This window comes from Limnospira indica PCC 8005 (assembly GCF_000973065.1).
Taxonomy (GTDB): Bacteria; Cyanobacteriota; Cyanobacteriia; order Cyanobacteriales; family Microcoleaceae; genus Limnospira; species Limnospira fusiformis.
In genome coordinates, this window is record NZ_FO818640.1 from 5,124,515 (window position 1) to 5,142,321 (window position 17,807).

The following is a 17,807-nucleotide window of genomic DNA, read 5'->3' on the forward strand; positions in this document are numbered from 1 at the left end:
ATAATGGGTAAAATTTCTCATGCTCTATCACCTATATATCCCCCATCTGGCTCCCTAACGGTTGCTTTGTGATTAAACTAATTCGCTCGTGAAGCTAAAAACCCGATTTCTCCCTAGTTGTTTGGCTTGATAAAGAGCAGCATCAGCAGCAGCAATTAGAGTTTTAGTGGAGGTTAAATAAGTGGGGACTTGACTACTGACACCTAAACTTAGAGATACATAGGGAGAGACTTTTGACTGAATATGAGGGAGTTGTTTATCCTGGACTGCTAGACGGATTTTTTCAGCGATCGCCTCCGCTATTTCCAAATCAGTTTCAGGTAATACTACCGCGAACTCTTCCCCCCCATAACGAGCCACTAAAGCATTAGACTGCTCAACATTTTGATTGATAATTTGGGCGACATTTTTTAAGCAATCATCCCCGGTTTGATGTCCATAATAATCATTATAGTATTTAAAGTAATCGATATCCAACATAATTAAAGATATGGGAAGTCTGACTCGATAATGTCTCTCCCATTCTACCTGTAGAAAATCATCAAATCTCCGACGGTTAGAGATTTGGGTAAGCTGATCAAGATTTACCAACATTTGCAGTTCCAGGTTGGTTTCTTGTAGCTGTGCTTCTGTCTTTTTTAACAGTTCAATTGATACTTGGTGAACATATAATTGAGCCATCAGTAACTGTTGGGTATCTAACAATCTAAAATAGCCATGATTAATTTGTACCACTAACGGCTCATATAGTTCTTCTGTCGAACGATTTAAGGCTGCACCAGCGGCTTCAGCAATTAAAACATTAGCAGGTAAGATTAAAGGTTGAATCCTTAAAAAACGGTACATAGACCGCAGAGGACGGGTCAAAAATAGTTCTCTCCCATAGGGACGGCTGAGGGTACGCCAGAATTGTCGCTGAGAAATTATCCCCACGAACTCATCAAAATTATACAGTAGAACGCCGGGAAGACTGCCATCATTTTCAAAAATTTTAGCCAGCACATTTCCCGGCTGATTGATATCTGTTCGGATATCATAAAGCCTTAAATCCTGGAGAGTAGATTCTATATGAAGGTGGTCCATCATCACAAATTATAAAGGTTAACGATGATTCGCGACCTAATCCATTAAAAGCTGTGATTTCACCTCCATTAATTTAACGGATAACCCTGGGTAAAAACATTTGTAAACTCAAAGCCACAGTCAAGATGATAGCGATAATAGCTCCAGAAGGGATAGTAAATACACCGAACCAATGTAGCATTCCCATAGTGGTTAGTAACTGTCCTAACCCGGGGTTCCCTGGACATTGAAAATCCATACCAGTTGCGGAACACCCCAAGACATTAGCCAACCCGATCGCCAGAATAGCGATCGCCAAAGGAGTAATCATATAAATCAGGGAAACCCCGATCAGAATTACATTGATTTTGATCCACATTTTGCCTCGTCTGCTCTATAAAACTTAAACAAAACCGGACATAGCCGGATATTGATGTTTATTTCTGGCTTCGTCCGGGACTGTCGGCAGCACCCCGTCCACAAGTGTAATCGTCTGAACCAGGCGATTTTTCTAAATTTCTACTGGCGTTCAAATCTCTATCAATCTTCAAGCCACAGTTCTGACATTCAAAAGTCCGACGGACTAGGGGCATTTTTTGACGATAACCGCAATTAGAACACAGTTGACTGGATGGATAAAATCTATCGGCAATAATCAACTTTGAACCATAACGTTCTGCCTTGTAACCGAGTTGACGACGGAACTCATAAAATGAAGCATCAGCGATAGAACCAGCCAAACCATGATTTTTCAGCATACCTGACACATTCAAATCTTCAATGACGACTTGGCTGTGGTTCTTAGCCAAGAAAGTAGTTATTTTATGAATGGTGTCCCGCCGAATGTTTGCTACTCTTTGATGTAGCTTTTGAACTTTTAAGAGACATTTGGCCCAATTTTTCGAGCCTTTGACTTTGCGACTTAAATGACGTTGTAATCGAGCTAGTTTTTTGGTGGCTGCTTTATAAGCCTTGGGATTAGAGAATTGGGTCCCATCGGAGCAAGTCGCCAAATTGTTAATTCCTAGGTCTACCCCGATTCTCTCTCGATATTTCGGTGTAATTTCTGGTGTGATTTCTACGAAAAAGCTAATATACCAGTCACCTGCTTGGCGCGTTATAGTGACTTTCTTAACCCAACTTTCGGGTAGAGCCTCAAACGTAGAAACCCAGCCCACAAAAGGCAGCTTATGGCGAGTTCCTGACAACTTGAATGGCTTTCCCGAATTGTCAAGGGTAAAGCTATCATGGTAGCCTTTCTTCTTAAATTTAGGATAACTGCTTATTCCCTTGAAGAAGCGCTTAAAGGCATCCCCTAGATTAATGAAGGCATATTGATAAACTTTAGAAGACAATTCAGACATCCAAGGATATTGAGGTTTCACATAATGAGTAAAAACCTTTTTAATGGAGTTGATATTAGGCTTGAGTCCCTCTTCATAAGCTGACCTCCATAAGTGTAATCCCCAATTAAACACGAACCGAGCATAACCCGCGTGTTTGGCCATCAAGGTGGCTTGACGGTCATTGAGTTTTAGTTTGGTTCGGAAAGCTTTGTAAGGTTATGGTCGAAAGGGAAGTCACCTTCCCCAACTCCACTTCCAAACCGTACTTGAGACTTTCACCTCATACGGCTCCTAATGTAGATACCCTTTTTGTCACTAGGAACAGGGTTACGAACCCCCGCTTTATGATTCCAACTTTGGGAGCTTGGCATACAACTCGTAGTCTTTAAACTCGCTCTCGTCATATTACTCCTACTTGTCGCAGTCTCTATATCTACACCGTGACTAGTGGGCATATCCTAATCATTACAATTAGGCATTGGCTTTCAGTCACATCCTTTCCCCTCAATGGTATACGCTTACACTTTTCACTACTCCTTGTGAGTAATATTGCTCACTTTTTTGATAAGGAGAACCAATGAGGAGTTTAAACGTTCCGTTTATATGGGCATTCCATCTTTAGACTTGTCCTCTCCACCGGGGTACTTAAAAAGGTCTGTGTAGGTGTTTTATGCAAAACCCTACTTTTCCCCTTGCTCTTTTGAGCGCAGCGTGGCAACCTATTACGCTGCTAAATCATTACGATGGTTCAAGCCAGACATTCGGTTTCCCGAGTCATGGATGGTTGGCAGTGGTCGCATTTGGTAGTAGGTTCTACCTCACGCCTTCCGTTCCCCGCTTCAATCCCAGAATCGTGTATCCTGAAATTGGGGGTGGCTATCGCCTTTACTCTCTACTCCCTGATTTCTCAGTTTGTTTATGACCTTGAGTCCCCTGCCTTGCTCAGATTTCTCCAAGCGTCGGGACATATAAACAGTTATGGGATGGTCAGGATACGAGTCCCTTATATTCCACCAAGGGGTGGAAGTCCCACTAGGAGGCTATTTCGGGCATTGCATCCCTATTTCACTCCTAAACGTCTCGCACGCATGGTTTGATTTTACCATGAAGAATCCGACTTGATGAGTATGTCGTCAAGGAAATTTGGCATGGTCTGGGGTTTGACCGTATACTCATTATTGTTATTGAGTTGCGAATCTTTGGGGTTATTGTACCTTATTGTCCTAAGATGTCAAGCAAATCTTGGATTAAATTCTTGCTCCATTATATCCCAAACTACTATCCTAGAGCGCCACTGTTACCGCCACCAATCCGATCCCACTGAATATGATATGAGTTTTCCCCTATTTGTTGTATGATCGTCCTAAATAGATGCAGGTTTTGCCGACTATTGGGCAACCCACCTAGATCATAATCAAAATCTGCCACCATCAACGTTAAGGAGTACGGAATAACCCATCATGCAACGGTTTAGACTCGATCCCTTTCTCTGGATTCATTTAGCCGGATTGGCAACTCTTCCCATTTGGCTAGGATTATGCCTATTGGGATTTGCCGTGGGTTATCCTGTATTTCCTGTCACCATAGAGTTTTTACTGGTGGCAGTCCTGGGTATAGTGCCAGTGCTATGGATGCAGTGGTTTAGGCCCTTCTATATATATAGCATTTTGGCGATCGCCATTAAGCCGGAACAACTAACCACAGAACAACAGCGGATTCTCACAGGTTTTAAAACCCAACGCCATCAGGGTTTTGCCATAATTACCCCCGTTTTGCTGCTGCCGATTTTGTGGCAACTGTACCGCATTGCACCCCTAGCCACCGATGTCGCCTCCATACTTCCGAATTGGAGGATTTTGGGTTTAGCGATCGCCACCATAGCCTTCTGCGGGTGTAACCTATTTACCCAAGTGCCAATCAGTGTACTATTAGTATTTTTGACCTCCCAATCAAAGCTAAATCAGCGTCATCCCCTATCAACCGATCAGATTAGCCAAGGATTTACCATCGTTGGCTGGAAAGTCGATCGCATCTTACCCATCACCCCCAACCCCGAAAAAACGTCATAGGCTCATCACTCAGATGGACCATAACCCAGATAAATTAACCAACTATGCAGAGATTAGCTTAAACTTTTGTAAAATTGTCATTATGATATAAAGATAGGTTCAGCCTGATATGATGTCTGATCCAGGCCAATCAGGTAGAGCCTCGAACACTGTTTAGTTAACGTATCGTCATGGCTCAATCTACCTCAATTTTCTGGAACCCTGATGCTGGAATGAACCGCCGGGACTCTCAGATCTGGTCTGATCTCAAACAGGCGATCGCCACCAGTTCAGGGTTCAAGGGTTGGCAGCTAGACCGAAATTCTGCCGAAAATCTCCAGAATCTCAATCTTGACCAACAGGTACGCATATATTTACGGGAAACCCTAGAAACCTTAGCCTATTAATCAAGTATCATCAACCCAGAACCGTTGTTCAACCCCAAACCATAACCCCAAAACATCAGTAAACCCTAGTGTAAGCGATCGGCTTACACCAATCAGAATCAATAATCAAAGGAGTAAGAGCTTCTGATTCAACACGAACCCGAAAAGCCAGGCGCAGTACCCAGCCACCTTTGGAGTCTGCAACTGTCCATATGTATGTTTATCCCATCGATTGAGTTATCTCAGTCGGTGTCCTCCTATTTGCCAAAAGAACACTACATAATTATTCAACTCGACTCCCCAGAGGAATTTATAGAATATGTAACAGAACATAAACACCAACTTGACTGTCTCATTCTGGAGTGGTCGCCTCAGTGGCAGGTTTTAGTTGATAAACTCCAGCAAAACTTAATTTCCATCCCCACCTTAATCATTATACCTAATGAGCAGTCCCCTGTAGTCCAGCCTAGCCTAACTGAACCCTCCGAGAATTATATACTTTCCTCAACAGAAGTCCAGTTAAAAGGTAAGCAAATTCATCTAATACAAGGATATATTGATAAAGCTATTAGCCAATTTATTACCCATGCTGTCACCACTCGTCTGACCGATGAATCATCCTCTGTAGATACCCCTACGGAGTTAACTAATTTCATTGTTCGCCAGCAGCGAAGACTCATGGACAAATTACATGAGCGACTAGGATATCTAGGTGTGTATTATAAGAGAAATCCTAAAAATTTTCTGAGAAACCTGTCCAAGGCAGATCGTCAGAAGCTATTGGAACAGCTTAAATCTCAATATCGCCAAATTGTTTTAAGCTATTTTGCTAACGATAAAAATTTGAATAATCAAATTGACGAATACGTTAACATGGCGTTTTTCGGGGATATTCCAGTGACTCGCATTGTTGAGATTCACATGGATTTGATGGATAATTTTTCCAAACAACTCAAACTAGAGGGACGTAGTGAAGATGTTTTACTGGACTACAGACTTACCTTGATTGACACTTTAGCTCATTTATGCGAAATGTATCGTCGTTCCATACCCCGGGAGTCATGGGGAGAATGAACAGGTAAAAGTCCCTGTCAATTTCATCATGGGTCTAATGTCAAAAAAATCTCTGTTACTCCCCCAAATTTTCATCTTATATCGGTAGATATATCTATGACTCCTCTGAAGAAAACTTATGTTCTCAAACTCTATGTAGCTGGGAATACCCCTAACTCAGTTCGAGCTCTCAAAACCCTTAAAGATATCTTAGAACAAGAGTTTCAGGGTGTTTATGCTCTCAAAGTGATCGATGTTCTCAAAAATCCTCAACTAGCCGAAGAGGATAAGATTTTGGCAACACCGACCTTATCCAAAATTCTGCCCCCACCAGTGAGGAAAATTATTGGCGACCTCTCCGATCGCGAAAAAGTGCTGATTGGATTAGATTTACTCTATGAAGAATTAGAAGACGACGATTATAACTTCTAGGTCAGCCATCAACCCCCTTAGCCACCGTTGCTCCCCTAACGCTTTCAGCTAGGGGAGAAACCCCATTGTCCGATCGCAGTTAAGGTCTCCGTGGGAATATCCCCGTCCGCCGATCAATTCGAGATGATCATATTCCCACTGATGCAGCCAAGATTATGGTAAATATAAATAACAGTTATAGCAACCACCAGGCTAAATAGAACCGGGAACAAAAAATAGCCAACTTTTGATATCTATCTTGTGGTTATTCTCGATTACCTTAATACAGTACAATACCAAAGCCTATATCTATATAACCCAGTTTCCATAGACACTGTTGATGGGGAAATATAGAATACTCAAAGCCGAACGTTTTTAAAATCAATAATTATGGTCAATAGCAACCCCCAACCAGAACCCAATAAACGGAACTTAATTAGTGTCCAAAAAATCCGCACCATGATTGAAGGATTTGATGATATCAGTCATGGGGGAATGCCAGCAGGTCGCTCAACCTTGGTTAGTGGTACCTCCGGTACAGGTAAAACTTTATTTGCCGTTCAATTTCTCTACAATGGTATCACCTATTTTGATGAACCGGGTATTTTAGTCACCTTTGAAGAGGCTCCTACCGATATCATCAAAAATGCGGCCAGTTTTGGCTGGGATTTACAGGGATTAATTGATGAGGGTAAATTATTTATTCTTGATGCCTCCCCGGACCCAGAAGGTCAAGATATCGTCGGCAACTTTGACCTTTCAGCACTCATTGAACGCATACAGTATGGCATTCGCAAATATAAAGCTAGACGGGTTTCTATTGATTCGGTAACTGCCATTTTTCAACAATATGAAGCCGCCGGAGTCGTGCGACGAGAAATTTTCCGATTAGTGGCTCGTTTAAAGCAAGTGGGATCCACCACAATTATGACCACAGAGCGAGAGTCAGAATATGGTCCGGTCGCTCGCTTTGGTGTGGAGGAATTTGTCTCTGATAATGTCATGATTCTGCGAAATGTTTTGGAAGGTGAACGCCGTCGCCGCACGGTGGAAATTTTGAAGTTGCGCGGTACTACCCACATGAAAGGAGAATATCCTTTTACGATTACTCAAAATGGGATTAGTATTTTCCCCCTCGGTGCTATGCGACTTACTCAACGGTCTTCTAATGTCAGGGTTTCTTCTGGTAATAAAACTCTTGATGAAATGTGCGGCGGAGGGTTTTTTAAAGATTCAATTATTCTGGCGACTGGTGCTACGGGAACTGGTAAGACTCTCTTAGTTAGTATCTTTGTTAATAACGCCTGTCAAAGTAATGAGCGAGCCATTCTATTTGCTTATGAAGAATCCCGCGCTCAATTGTTGCGAAATGCTCACTCTTGGGGACTAGATTTTGAAGCGATGGAACGTAAGGGATTACTTAAAATTATCTGTAGTTATCCTGAGTCTACAGGCTTGGAAGACCATTTGCAAATTATTCGCTCGGAAATTTCTGAGTTTAAACCTTCCCGCATTGCGATCGATTCTCTTTCTGCTTTAGCTAGGGGAGTTAGTAGTAATGCTTTTCGACAGTTTGTAATCGCTGTCACTGGATATGCTAAACAGGAGGAAATTACCGGCTTTTTTACCAATACAACTGACCAGTTTATGGGTTCACACTCGATTACCGATTCTCATATTTCGACTATTACTGACACTATTCTTATGCTTCAGTATGTGGAAATTCGTGGTCAAATGTCTAGGGCTATTAATGTGTTTAAAATGCGCGGTTCTTGGCATGATAAGGGTATTCGGGAATATACTATCACCGAACATGGTCCCCATATTACTGACTCGTTTAGGGATTACGAACGCATTATTGGTGGTTCTCCTACCCGAATTTCTATTAATGAAAAAAGTGAGTTGTCTCGCATTATTGAGGGAGTTCAAGATGATCAGGATTGACGACTAAACCTTTACCGTGAACCTTTCCCTATCTTCAATGTCACGCATTACGACTCCCGTTAAGGGTGCGAGACGTTCAGGCATGAAATAGGGTTGAGATACCCGAAATAACCGCCTGGTGGGGACTTCAACCCTTTGGTTGAATATAAGGAACGCACTCCTGACCATCCCCATAACTGTTTATATGTCCCGACGCTTGGAGAAATCTAAGCAAGGCAGGGAACTCAAGGTCATAAACCAACTGAGAAATCAGGGAGTAGAGAGTAACGGCGATAGCCACCCCCAGTTTTGGGAATCATAACCCCAGGATTGAAGCGGGGAACGGAAGGCTCCGAGATACAACCTAGTATCAGAAACGAGACCACTGCCAACCATCCATGATTAGGGAGACCGAATGTCCGGCTTGAACCATCGTAAGAATCAAGTAGCGAAATAGGTTGAAACGCTGCGCTCAAAAGAGTAAGGGGAAAAGTAGGAGGCTCCTTATACTACCTACACAGACCTTGAAAGTACCCCGGTTCTGAGGACAAATCTAAAGATGGAAGGCCCATATAAACGGAACGTTTTAAGTCCTCCTGGACTCTGACTATCTGGTCGAGGTAGTTAGTAGGGATAAGTGTAACCGCAAGTCCTAGAGGATGTGAGATGTGACCAAAAGCCAACGCCCGGCTGTAATGGACGGGAAATGCTAACAGGTCACGGTTTGATTGTAAGAATAGAGTCTAGTGGGTGTTTAAATGACGCAAGCGAGTTGAAAGAAAGGATTCGAGAAATCGAAACCAATCAAGACTATGAATAACGTATGGAAAGTTATCCCATGGGCTAAGGTTCAGCGGAAAGTTTTTAAGCTCCAAAAGAGGATATTTCAAGCATCTAAATCGGGACAGGACGCGAAGGCCAGAAGGTGGCAACGTCTATTGGTGAAATCATATTATGCGTGCGAGACGTTTAGGAGTGAAATAGGGATGCAATGCCCGAAATAGCCTCCTAGTGGGACTTCCACCCCTTGGTGGAATATAAGGGACTCGTATCCTGACCATCCCATAACTGTTTATATGTCCCGACGCTTGGAGAAATCTGAGCAAGGCAGGGGACTCAAGGTCATAAACAAACTGAGAAATCAGGGAGTAGAGAGTAAAGGCGATAGCCACCCCCAATTTCAGGATACACGATTCTGGGATTGAAGCGGGGAACGGAAGGCGTGAGGTAGAACCTACTACCAAATGCGACCACTGCCAACCATCCATGACTAGGGAAACCGAATGTCTGGCTTGAACCATCGTAATGATTTAGCAGCGTAATAGGTTGCCACGCTGCGCTCAAAAGAGCAAGGGGAAAAGTAGGGTTTTGCATAAAACACCTACACAGACCTTTTTAAGTACCCCGGTGGAGAGGACAAGTCTAAAGATGGAATGCCCATATAAACGGAACGTTTAAACTCCTCATTGGTTCTCCTTATCAAAAAAGTGAGCAATATTACTCACAAGGAGTAGTGAAAAGTGTAAGCGTATACCATTGAGGGGAAAGGATGTGACTGAAAGCCAATGCCTAATTGTAATGATTAGGATATGCCCACTAGTCACGGTGTAGATATAGAGACTGCGACAAGTAGGAGTAATATGACGAGAGCGAGTTTAAAGACTACGAGTTGTATGCCAAGCTCCCAAAGTTGGAATCATAAAGCGGGGGTTCGTAACCCTGTTCCTAGTGACAAAAAGGGTATCTACATTAGGAGCCGTATGAGGTGAAAGTCTCAAGTACGGTTTTGAAGTGGAGTTGGGGAAGGTGACTTCCCTTTCGACCATAACCCGGCTCTTAGCAGTGCGGCTGTAGGGGCGGGTTCCACGGTCAGCCATGCTTCCAACAGTCAGCTTAATGAACCCGCCCCCCAAGCGGGTCAAGGCCAAAAGACAGCCGGTGTCGATGGAATGATAGTAATATAGCACAAGACAGAACACTTAGGACGTATAATGGAGAGGACGAGATGACTAAGAAGACCAAAAATGCCAGCCCCCTATAGTTACGACCTCAGACAAAAAGTTATTGATGCCATTAAACTAGACGGTATGCCCAAAACAGAAGCCAGTCAAGTTTTCCATGTCAGCCGGAACACCATTAATCTCTGGCTGCAAAGAAAAGCACAGACCGGAGACTTCCTCCCTAAACCTCATCACCGACCTGGCAATAACCACAAAATTACCGACTGGCATAAATTCAAGGCTTTTGCCCAAGAGCATGGCCACAAAACCTCCGCTCAAATGGCTGAACTTTGGGATGACGACATCTCTCCTCGCACCATATCCAGAGCCTTGAAGAAAATTGGCTTCACCAGAAAAAAAACTTACGGCTACCAAGAACGTTGGAAGCAACAGCGAGAGGAGTTTATGGCTCAGATTGAACAGATGGAGCCGGAAGAAGTGGTCTACCTCGATGAAGCCGCCATGAATAGTCAGGACTCGGATTACCCTTATGGTTACTGCGAGGAAGGAAAACGCTTCCATGCACTCAAATCAGGGAAGAGGCAGGGCAGGGTAAGTATGATAGCCGCATGGTGTCATCAACAACTCTTAGCTCCCTTTAGCTTTGAGGGTTGTTGTAATCGGACAGTGTTTGAGTTGTGGTTGGAGTTCATCTTAATTCCAACATTGAAGCCAGGTCAGACTCTAGTATTGGACAATGCAACGTTTCATAAAGGGGGGCGGATTGCTGAACTGGTGGAGGCAGCTCAATGCCGTTTACTCTATCTACCACCTTATTCGCCAGACCTCAAGAAGATAGAGAAATGTTGGTCGTGGCTGAAAGCCCGTATTCGCCACTGCATTGAGCAGTTTGATTCTCTCCATGATGCCATGGATTCCGTTCTCAAAGCTGCGTCCTAACCACCTTGACTAATGCTATATCTCCAGAACAAAGACTGACTTGAGCGGAGAACATTAAAGGAAATCTCAAAGCCAAAGCACTTAGGAGAGTATGGATACCAAAACCTGGCAGGGATGACAAATGCCCCCTGGGAATACCCACAATCCAAGACAGAGCGAGGCAAGCCTTGGTTAAGTCGGCACTTGAGCCTGAATGGGAATCAAGATTTGAAAGCACAAGCTACGGGTTCAGACCAGGCAGGTCAGCCCAAGATTCAATAGCTCGTATTTTCCTGAGTATAAACCGTTATGGTCGAAAGGGAAGTCACCTTCCCCAACTCCAATTCAAAACCGTGCTTGCTAGTTTCCCAGCACACGGCTCCTGATGTAGATACCCTATTTGTCAATAGGAACAAGGTTACGACCCCTTGCTTTATGACTTCAACTTTTGGAGCTTCATGCAACACGTAGTCTTTAAACTCGTTTTCGCCACTATACTCTTAATTGTCGCAGTCTCTATATCCACACCGTGACTAGTGGGCATATCCCGACCATTACAATCAGGCATTACAGCCTTTACACAAAACACAAAGTACGGTATAATGTATGGCTATTGTATAAGTGATCACAACCAACTACCATGAGCCGTTACTCTTTAGATTTTCGGAAAAAGATAGTAGAAGCCTATGAAAAAGGAGACACTTCTATCCGAAAAGTAGCGAAACGCTTTTTGGTGAGTCCAGACACGGTAAGGCGACTGGTCAAACAGTATCGATTAACGGGAGACTTATCTCCTCGTAAGTGTGGCACTAAAAAGAAAAGCATTTTATCTAAGCATGAGGAAGCCGTGATAGATATTGTAGAAGCCCACCCCGACCTGACCTTATGGCAATATAGTGATAAGCTCAGAGACAAGCTGGGTATAAATGTCAGTACGACCATGATAGATAGATTTTTAAAGCAGCACGATATAAGTCTCAAAAAAAACATACAGGAGCGAAAAAGTAGTAACAGAAGAAGTACAGAAAGCGCGAGTAGATTATTGGTAAAGAATTAGAGATGTGGCTCCTGAAAAGCTTGTGTTTATTGATGAAAGTGGGTTATGAGTAGGGATGAGCAGAGCGTTAGCCAGAGCGACGAAAGGGAAAAAAGTCTATGAACTGCGGAAATCCTATCGAGGTCAAAAAATGACAATAATTGGTGCAATTAAGCTCTCCGGAGTGGTAGCGACTCAAACATTAGAAGGGTCAATGAAAAAAGAGGATTTTCTCCAATTAATCAAGTTAGATTTATTGCCAAAATTAAAAAAAGGAGATGTAGTGGTAATGGATAACTGAAATTCTCATCATCGAGAAGAAGTCAAAGAAATGATAGAGTCAGTAGGAGCCAGGGTAGAATATCTGCCGGTGTATTCCCCTGAGTTTAACCCGATAGAGATGATGTGGTCACAGCTCAAAAGTTTAGTGTGCAAGTTCAGGACGGAGACCATGGAATTATTAGTGAGATTGGTAGAAGTGGCGGTAAGCCTTGTGGATTTACAGTGTTTGAATAACTGGTTTACCAAGTGTTGTTACTGTGCTTAATGATTGAGATAAAGGCTGTAGCTTTCAGTCACATCCTTTCCCCTTAAAGGTATACGCTTACACTTTTCACTACTCGGCAGATTCCTCCTGCTGAGAGCCTAAAAAGGGGTTTAAACGTTCCGTTTATATGGGCATTCCACCTTTAGATTTTTCCTGTCCACCGGGGTACTTTTAAAGGTCTGTGAAGATAATTTCCTCAATTTTCTTCTTTTCCCCTTGCTCTTTTGAGCGCAGCGTGACAACCTATTTCGCTACTTAGCATTTACGATGGTTCAAGCCGGACATTCGGTTTCCCTAATCATGGATGGTTGGCAGTGGTCGCATCTTGGTAGTAGGTTCTACCTCACGCCTTCCGTTCCCCGCTTCAATCCCAGAGTTGTGATTTCTGAAACTGGGGGTGGCTATCGCCGTTACTCTTTCCCATAATCGCCCCAAGTGGGTTTAATACTCCTCCTAGGTATACCTGGACGGTGAATTGCGATTTCTTAAAATGGGATTGACCCTGAGTCTCCTGCCTTGCTTGGTGTAAGTCCAAGCGTTGGAACATATAGCATTAGTCAAGGTGGTTAGGACGCAGCTTTGAGAACGGAATCCATGGCATCATGGAGAGAATCAAACTGCTCAATGCAGTGGCGAATACGGGCTTTCAGCCACGACCAACATTTCTCTATCTTGTTGAGGTCTGGCGAATAAGGTGGTAGATAGAGTAAACGGCATTGAGCTGCCTCCACCAGTTCAGCAATCCGCCCCCCTTTATGAAACGTTGCATTGTCCAATACTAGAGTCTGACCTGGCTTCAATGTTGGAATTAAGATGAACTCCAACCACAACTCAAACACTGTCCGATTACAACAACCCTCAAAGCTAAAGGGAGCTAAGAGTTGTTGATGACACCATGCGGCTATCATACTTACCCTGCCCTGCCTCTTCCCTGATTTGAGTGCATGGAAGCGTTTTCCTTCCTCGCAGTAACCATAAGGGTAATCCGAGTCCTGACTATTCATGGCGGCTTCATCGAGGTAGACCACTTCTTCCGGCTCCATCTGTTCAATCTGAGCCATAAACTCCTCTCGCTGTTGCTTCCAACGTTCTTGGTAGCCGTAAGTTTTTTTTCTGGTGAAGCCAATTTTCTTCAAGGCTCTGGATATGGTGCGAGGAGAGATGTCGTCATCCCAAAGTTCAGCCATTTGAGCGGAGGTTTTGTGGCCATGCTCTTGGGCAAAAGCCTTGAATTTATGCCAGTCGGTAATTTTGTGGTTATTGCCAGGTCGGTGATGAGGTTTAGGGAGGAAGTCTCCGGTCTGTGCTTTTCTTTGCAGCCAGAGATTAATGGTGTTCCTGCTGACATGGAAAACTTGACTGGCTTCTGTTTTGGGCATACCGTCTAGTTCAATGGCATCAATAACTTTTTGTCTGAGGTCGTAACTATAGGGGGCTGGCATTTTTGGTCTTCTTAGTCATCTCGTCCTCTCCATTATACGTCCTAAGTGTTCTGTCTTGTGCTATAGCATTAGTCAAGGTGGTTAGGACGCAGCTTTGAGAACGGAATCCATGGCATCATGGAGAGAATCAAACTGCTCAATGCAGTGGCGAATACGGGCTTTCAGCCACGACCAACATTTCTCTATCTTGTTGAGGTCTGGCGAATAAGGTGGTAGATAGAGTAAACGGCATTGAGCTGCCTCCACCAGTTCAGCAATCCGTCCCCCTTTATGAAACGTTGCATTGTCCAATACTAGAGTCTGACCTGGCTTCAATGTTGGAATTAAGATGAACTCCAACCACAACTCAAACACTGTCCGATTACAACAACCCTCAAAGCTAAAGGGAGCTAAGAGTTGTTGATGACACCATGCGGCTATCATACTTACCCTGCCCTGCCTCTTCCCTGATTTGAGTGCATGGAAGCGTTTTCCTTCCTCGCAGTAACCATAAGGGTAATCCGAGTCCTGACTATTCATGCCGGCTTCATCGAGGTAGACCACTTCTTCCGGCTCCATCTGTTCAATCTGAGCCATAAACTCCTCTCGCTGTTGCTCATCACGTTCTTGGTAGCCGTAAGTTTTTTTTTCTGGTGAAGCCAATTTTCTTCAAGGCTCTGGATATGGTGCGAGGAGAGATGTCGTCATCCCAAAGTTCAGCCATTTGAGCTGCTGTTTTGTCGCCATGCTCTTGGGCAAAAGCCTTGAATTTTTGCCAGTCGGTAATTTTGTGGTTATTGCCAGGTCGGTGATGAGGTTTAGGGAGGAAGTCTCCGGTCTGTGCTTTTCTTTGCAGCCAGAGATTAATGGTGTTCCTGCTGACATGGAAAACTTGACTGGCTTCTGTTTTGGGCATACCGTCTAGTTCAATGGCATCAATAACTTTTTGTCTGAGGTCGTAACTATAGGGGGCTGGCATTTTTGGTCTTCTTAGTCATCTCGTCCTCTCCATTATACGTCCTAAGTGTTCTGTCTTGTGCTATATATAAACAGTTAGTGCGAGACGTTTAGGAGTGAAATAAGGCTGCAATGCCTGAAATAACCTCCTAGAGGGAAAATTAGACCTTCAACCAGTCTAACCCCTTAACTGTATATATGTCCCGACGTTTAGTGAGTTGTTGCACTAAGCAAGGCAAGGAACTCAAGGTCAATCCCATTTTAAGAAATCACAAAATACCGTCCAAGTATACTTAGGAGGAGTATTTCAACCCACTTGGGGTGATTATGGGAAAGAGTAAAGGCGATAGCCACCCCCAGTTTCAGAAATCACAAATCTGGGATTGAAGCGGGGAACGGAAGGCGTGAGGGAAAACCCATTCCCAAAATCCGACCACTGCCAACCATCCATGATTAGGGAAACCGAATGTCTGGCTTGAACCATCGTAATATCGAGGTAGCGAAATAGGTTGACACGCTGCGTTCAAAAGAACAAGGGGAAAAGAAGAGGACTTGACTAGCCATCTTCACAGACCTTTAAAAGTACCCCGGTGGATAGGACAAATCTAAAGATGGAATGCCCATATATACGGAACGTTGAAACCCCTGTTAGGCTCTCCATATAAGAAAGTGAGCAATATTACTCACTGGAGTAGTGAAAAGTGTAAGCGTATGCCCATAAGGGGAAAGGATGTGACTGAAAGCTAATGCCTAACTGTAATGGTTGGGATATGCCCACTAGTCACGGTGTGGATATAGAGACTGCGATGATGTAAGAGTGCTTACGACCGTGAGCGAGTTTAAAGACTACGTGGTGTATATAGCTCCTAAAGTTGAAGTCATAAAGCAGGGGGTAGTAACCCTGTTCCTACTGACAAAATAGGGTATCCACATCAGGAGCCGTGTGATGTGAAAGTATCAAGCACGGTTTTGAATGGGAGTTGGGAAAGGTGACTTTCCTTTCGACCCCTACCAGGGGTGGTTGACTCCCCTCTAGGAGGTTATTTCAGGCATTGCAGCCCTATTTCACTCCTAAACGTTTCGCACAAGGGGAATACTATAGCACTAGTCAATACGGTTAGGACGCAGTCTTGAGAACAGAATCCATGGCATCATGGAGAGAATCAAACTGCTCAATACAATGGCGAATGCGGGCTTTCAACCACGACCAACATTTCTCTATCTTGTTGAGGTCTGGCGAATAAGGCGGAAGATAGAGTAAACGGCATTGAGCTGCCTCCACCAGTTCAGCAATCCGCCCCCCTTTATGAAACGTTGCATTGTCCAATACTAGAGTCTGACCTGGCTTCAATGTTGGAATTAAGATGAACTCCAACCACAACTCAAACACTGTCCGATTACAACAACCCTCAAAGGTAAAGGGGGCTAAGAGTTGTTGATGACACCATGCCGCAATCATGCTCACCCTGCCCTGCCTCTTCCCGGATTTGAGGGCATGGAAGCGTTGTCCTTCCTCGCAGTAACCATAAGGATAATCCGAGTCTTGACTATTGATGCCAGCTTCATCGAGGTAAACCAACCCTTCCGGCTCCATCTGTTCAATCTGAGCAATAAACTCCTCTCGCTGTTGCTCATCACGTTCTTGGTAGCCGTAAGTTTTTTTTCTGGTGAAGCCAATTTTCTTCAAGGCTCTGGATATGGTGCGAGGAGAGATGTCGTCATCCCAAAGTTCAGCCATTTGAGCGGAGGTTTTGTGGCCATGCTCTTAGGCAAAAGCCTTGAATTTGTGCCAGTCGGTAATTTAGTGGCTATGACCAGGTGGGCGATTAGGTTTAGGGAGGAAGTCGCCGGTGTGTTCTTTTCTTTGAAGCCAGAGATTGATGGTGTTCCTGCTGACATGGAAAACTTGACTGGCTTCGGTTTTGGGTATACCGTCTAGTTCAATTGCATTAATAACTTTTTGTCTAAGGTCGTAACTGTAGGGGGCTGTCATTTTGGGTCTTCTGTAGATATCCTTGCCATTATACGTCCTAACTGTTCTGTCTTGTGCTATATATTTCGGCATTTAACTCGCTTGTTGTGTACTCGTCTAGCTTAACGCAATTGTTGACCTTTGTCAATCGTTGTTCAGTGAATTGCCTAACAGGAAGAGTCTCTCCAAATCGCACTGTCTTAACCCCTTAAAACTATTTAACGATTCGGTTCTAGAGCCGGGAACTAGCACGCATTCCAGGGTAGGAACTTTAACTCTTGCTCTGAACGTAGCCAGTTACGGCTATAGCTGGTCAGCTATTCTGTTGCGGGAGGCACGAAGCCCCCGTGCTTCAGGCGGGGGTGCTGACTACAATATTTCCCCGAAAACTGAAAAAACCGGACACTTATGGAGTCCGGTTATGGAAAAAATATCTGACGAGGCTGGTGGGAAACCCGCCCTACTATGGCTAGGATGCCACTTCTACGGGATAAACGCTGACTTTCTTGCCGCTTTTCCCCCGGCGCTCAAATTGCACAACTCCATCTACTTTGGCAAATAGAGTATCATCTTTGCCAATGCCTACATTGTTCCCAGGGTGGAACTTACAGCCGCGCTGACGCACGAGGATATTACCTGCACTGACTACTTGACCGCCATAGCGTTTGACTCCCAAACGCTGGGCGTTAGAGTCGCGACCGTTACGGGTGCTTCCTGTTCCTTTCTTATGAGCCATGATCTTCTCCTAATTAACCTGATCTGATAC

The 17,807-nt window shown here is 44.1% G+C and carries 13 protein-coding genes and 3 pseudogenes; 9 read left to right on the forward strand and 7 right to left on the reverse strand.

Annotation, left to right across the window (positions count from 1 at the left end; genetic code table 11):
* Positions 1 to 72 precede the first annotated feature (72 nt).
* The 3 genes from XZ46_RS22595 to XZ46_RS22605 form a co-directional block, all read right to left on the reverse strand.
* The gene (locus XZ46_RS22595; protein WP_006670228.1) at positions 73 to 1,086 is read right to left on the reverse strand and encodes a GGDEF domain-containing protein; all 1,014 of its coding nucleotides are present in this window, start codon (positions 1,084 to 1,086) and stop codon (positions 73 to 75) included.
* Positions 1,087 to 1,156: 70 nt separating this feature from the next.
* Positions 1,157 to 1,441 (reverse strand): hypothetical protein, encoded by a 285-nt coding sequence (locus XZ46_RS22600; RefSeq protein ID WP_046318556.1) that lies wholly within the window; start codon positions 1,439 to 1,441, stop codon positions 1,157 to 1,159.
* Between the two features lie 58 nt (positions 1,442 to 1,499).
* Positions 1,500 to 2,570: an RNA-guided endonuclease InsQ/TnpB family protein gene (locus tag XZ46_RS22605; protein ID WP_048895259.1), complete on the reverse strand. Its 1,071-nt coding sequence runs from the start codon at positions 2,568 to 2,570 to the stop codon at positions 1,500 to 1,502.
* A 1,298-nt stretch (positions 2,571 to 3,868) separates the two neighbouring features.
* On the opposite strand from XZ46_RS22605, the gene XZ46_RS22615 reads away from it, so the two are divergent.
* The 9 genes and pseudogenes from XZ46_RS22615 (at position 3,869) to XZ46_RS33320 (ending at position 12,691) form a co-directional block, all read left to right on the forward strand.
* Positions 3,869 to 4,477 carry a low-complexity tail membrane protein gene (locus tag XZ46_RS22615; RefSeq protein WP_006623295.1) on the forward strand — a complete coding sequence of 203 codons (609 nt, stop codon included), beginning with the start codon at positions 3,869 to 3,871 and terminating at the stop codon, positions 4,475 to 4,477.
* A 170-nt stretch (positions 4,478 to 4,647) separates the two neighbouring features.
* Positions 4,648 to 4,863 (forward strand): hypothetical protein, encoded by a 216-nt coding sequence (locus XZ46_RS22620; RefSeq protein WP_006623296.1) that lies wholly within the window; start codon positions 4,648 to 4,650, stop codon positions 4,861 to 4,863.
* Positions 4,864 to 5,058: 195 nt separating this feature from the next.
* The gene (locus XZ46_RS22625) at positions 5,059 to 5,916 is read left to right on the forward strand and encodes a circadian clock protein KaiA (protein ID WP_006623298.1); all 858 of its coding nucleotides are present in this window, start codon (positions 5,059 to 5,061) and stop codon (positions 5,914 to 5,916) included.
* A 96-nt stretch (positions 5,917 to 6,012) separates the two neighbouring features.
* The gene (gene kaiB / locus XZ46_RS22630) at positions 6,013 to 6,327 is read left to right on the forward strand and encodes a circadian clock protein KaiB (RefSeq protein WP_006618253.1); all 315 of its coding nucleotides are present in this window, start codon (positions 6,013 to 6,015) and stop codon (positions 6,325 to 6,327) included.
* A 369-nt stretch (positions 6,328 to 6,696) separates the two neighbouring features.
* Positions 6,697 to 8,250 carry a circadian clock protein KaiC gene (kaiC, locus tag XZ46_RS22635; protein WP_006623299.1) on the forward strand — a complete coding sequence of 518 codons (1,554 nt, stop codon included), beginning with the start codon at positions 6,697 to 6,699 and terminating at the stop codon, positions 8,248 to 8,250.
* Positions 8,251 to 9,041: 791 nt separating this feature from the next.
* Complete coding sequence (locus XZ46_RS22640; protein ID WP_046318551.1) at positions 9,042 to 9,233, forward strand: reverse transcriptase N-terminal domain-containing protein; 192 nt, start codon at positions 9,042 to 9,044, stop codon at positions 9,231 to 9,233.
* Positions 9,234 to 10,253: 1,020 nt separating this feature from the next.
* Positions 10,254 to 11,129, forward strand: coding sequence for an IS630 family transposase (locus XZ46_RS22645; protein ID WP_006670223.1), 876 nt, complete (start codon positions 10,254 to 10,256; stop codon positions 11,127 to 11,129).
* 14 nt (positions 11,130 to 11,143) lie between these two features.
* Positions 11,144 to 11,416, forward strand: a pseudogene (locus XZ46_RS38615) (group II intron reverse transcriptase/maturase); the annotation flags it as partial.
* A gap of 332 nt (positions 11,417 to 11,748) precedes the next feature.
* Positions 11,749 to 12,691, forward strand: a pseudogene (locus XZ46_RS33320) (IS630-like element ISAtsp7 family transposase).
* Between the two features lie 566 nt (positions 12,692 to 13,257).
* On the opposite strand, the gene XZ46_RS22665 reads toward XZ46_RS33320, so the two are convergent.
* The 4 genes and pseudogenes from XZ46_RS22665 to rpmA all read right to left on the reverse strand — a co-directional run bounded on the left by XZ46_RS22665 (position 13,258) and on the right by rpmA (position 17,777).
* The gene (locus XZ46_RS22665; protein WP_006623305.1) at positions 13,258 to 14,133 is read right to left on the reverse strand and encodes an IS630 family transposase; all 876 of its coding nucleotides are present in this window, start codon (positions 14,131 to 14,133) and stop codon (positions 13,258 to 13,260) included.
* Between the two features lie 81 nt (positions 14,134 to 14,214).
* Positions 14,215 to 15,091 (reverse strand): IS630-like element ISAtsp1 family transposase gene (locus tag XZ46_RS33325; RefSeq protein WP_108614679.1). Its coding sequence is split into 2 segments (ribosomal slippage): positions 14,215 to 14,760 and positions 14,762 to 15,091, totalling 876 coding nucleotides; the frame shifts between segments, so codons are not numbered across the junction.
* 1,095 nt (positions 15,092 to 16,186) lie between these two features.
* Positions 16,187 to 17,062 (reverse strand): annotated as a pseudogene (locus tag XZ46_RS22680) (IS630 family transposase).
* 448 nt (positions 17,063 to 17,510) lie between these two features.
* A complete protein-coding gene (gene rpmA, locus XZ46_RS22690) occupies positions 17,511 to 17,777 on the reverse strand; it encodes a 50S ribosomal protein L27 (protein ID WP_006615800.1) in 267 nt (88 codons plus the stop codon).
* Between the last annotated feature and the right edge of the window lie 30 nt (positions 17,778 to 17,807).

What these genes read in the sequence shown, in the direction of transcription:
- XZ46_RS22665 (WP_006623305.1), bottom strand. Translation starts at nt 14,133, where the DNA reads ATGCCAGCCCCCTATAGTTACGACCTCAGACAAAAAGTTATTGATGCC.
- kaiC (WP_006623299.1), top strand. Translation starts at nt 6,697, where the DNA reads ATGGTCAATAGCAACCCCCAACCAGAACCCAATAAACGGAACTTAATT.
- XZ46_RS22615 (WP_006623295.1), top strand. Translation starts at nt 3,869, where the DNA reads ATGCAACGGTTTAGACTCGATCCCTTTCTCTGGATTCATTTAGCCGGA.
- kaiB (WP_006618253.1), top strand. Translation starts at nt 6,013, where the DNA reads ATGACTCCTCTGAAGAAAACTTATGTTCTCAAACTCTATGTAGCTGGG.
- XZ46_RS22605 (WP_048895259.1), bottom strand. Translation starts at nt 2,570, where the DNA reads ATGGCCAAACACGCGGGTTATGCTCGGTTCGTGTTTAATTGGGGATTA.
- XZ46_RS22645 (WP_006670223.1), top strand. Translation starts at nt 10,254, where the DNA reads ATGCCAGCCCCCTATAGTTACGACCTCAGACAAAAAGTTATTGATGCC.
- XZ46_RS22640 (WP_046318551.1), top strand. Translation starts at nt 9,042, where the DNA reads ATGAATAACGTATGGAAAGTTATCCCATGGGCTAAGGTTCAGCGGAAA.
- rpmA (WP_006615800.1), bottom strand. Translation starts at nt 17,777, where the DNA reads ATGGCTCATAAGAAAGGAACAGGAAGCACCCGTAACGGTCGCGACTCT.
- XZ46_RS22625 (WP_006623298.1), top strand. Translation starts at nt 5,059, where the DNA reads ATGTTTATCCCATCGATTGAGTTATCTCAGTCGGTGTCCTCCTATTTG.
- XZ46_RS22595 (WP_006670228.1), bottom strand. Translation starts at nt 1,086, where the DNA reads ATGATGGACCACCTTCATATAGAATCTACTCTCCAGGATTTAAGGCTT.
- XZ46_RS22600 (WP_046318556.1), bottom strand. Translation starts at nt 1,441, where the DNA reads ATGTGGATCAAAATCAATGTAATTCTGATCGGGGTTTCCCTGATTTAT.
- XZ46_RS22620 (WP_006623296.1), top strand. Translation starts at nt 4,648, where the DNA reads ATGGCTCAATCTACCTCAATTTTCTGGAACCCTGATGCTGGAATGAAC.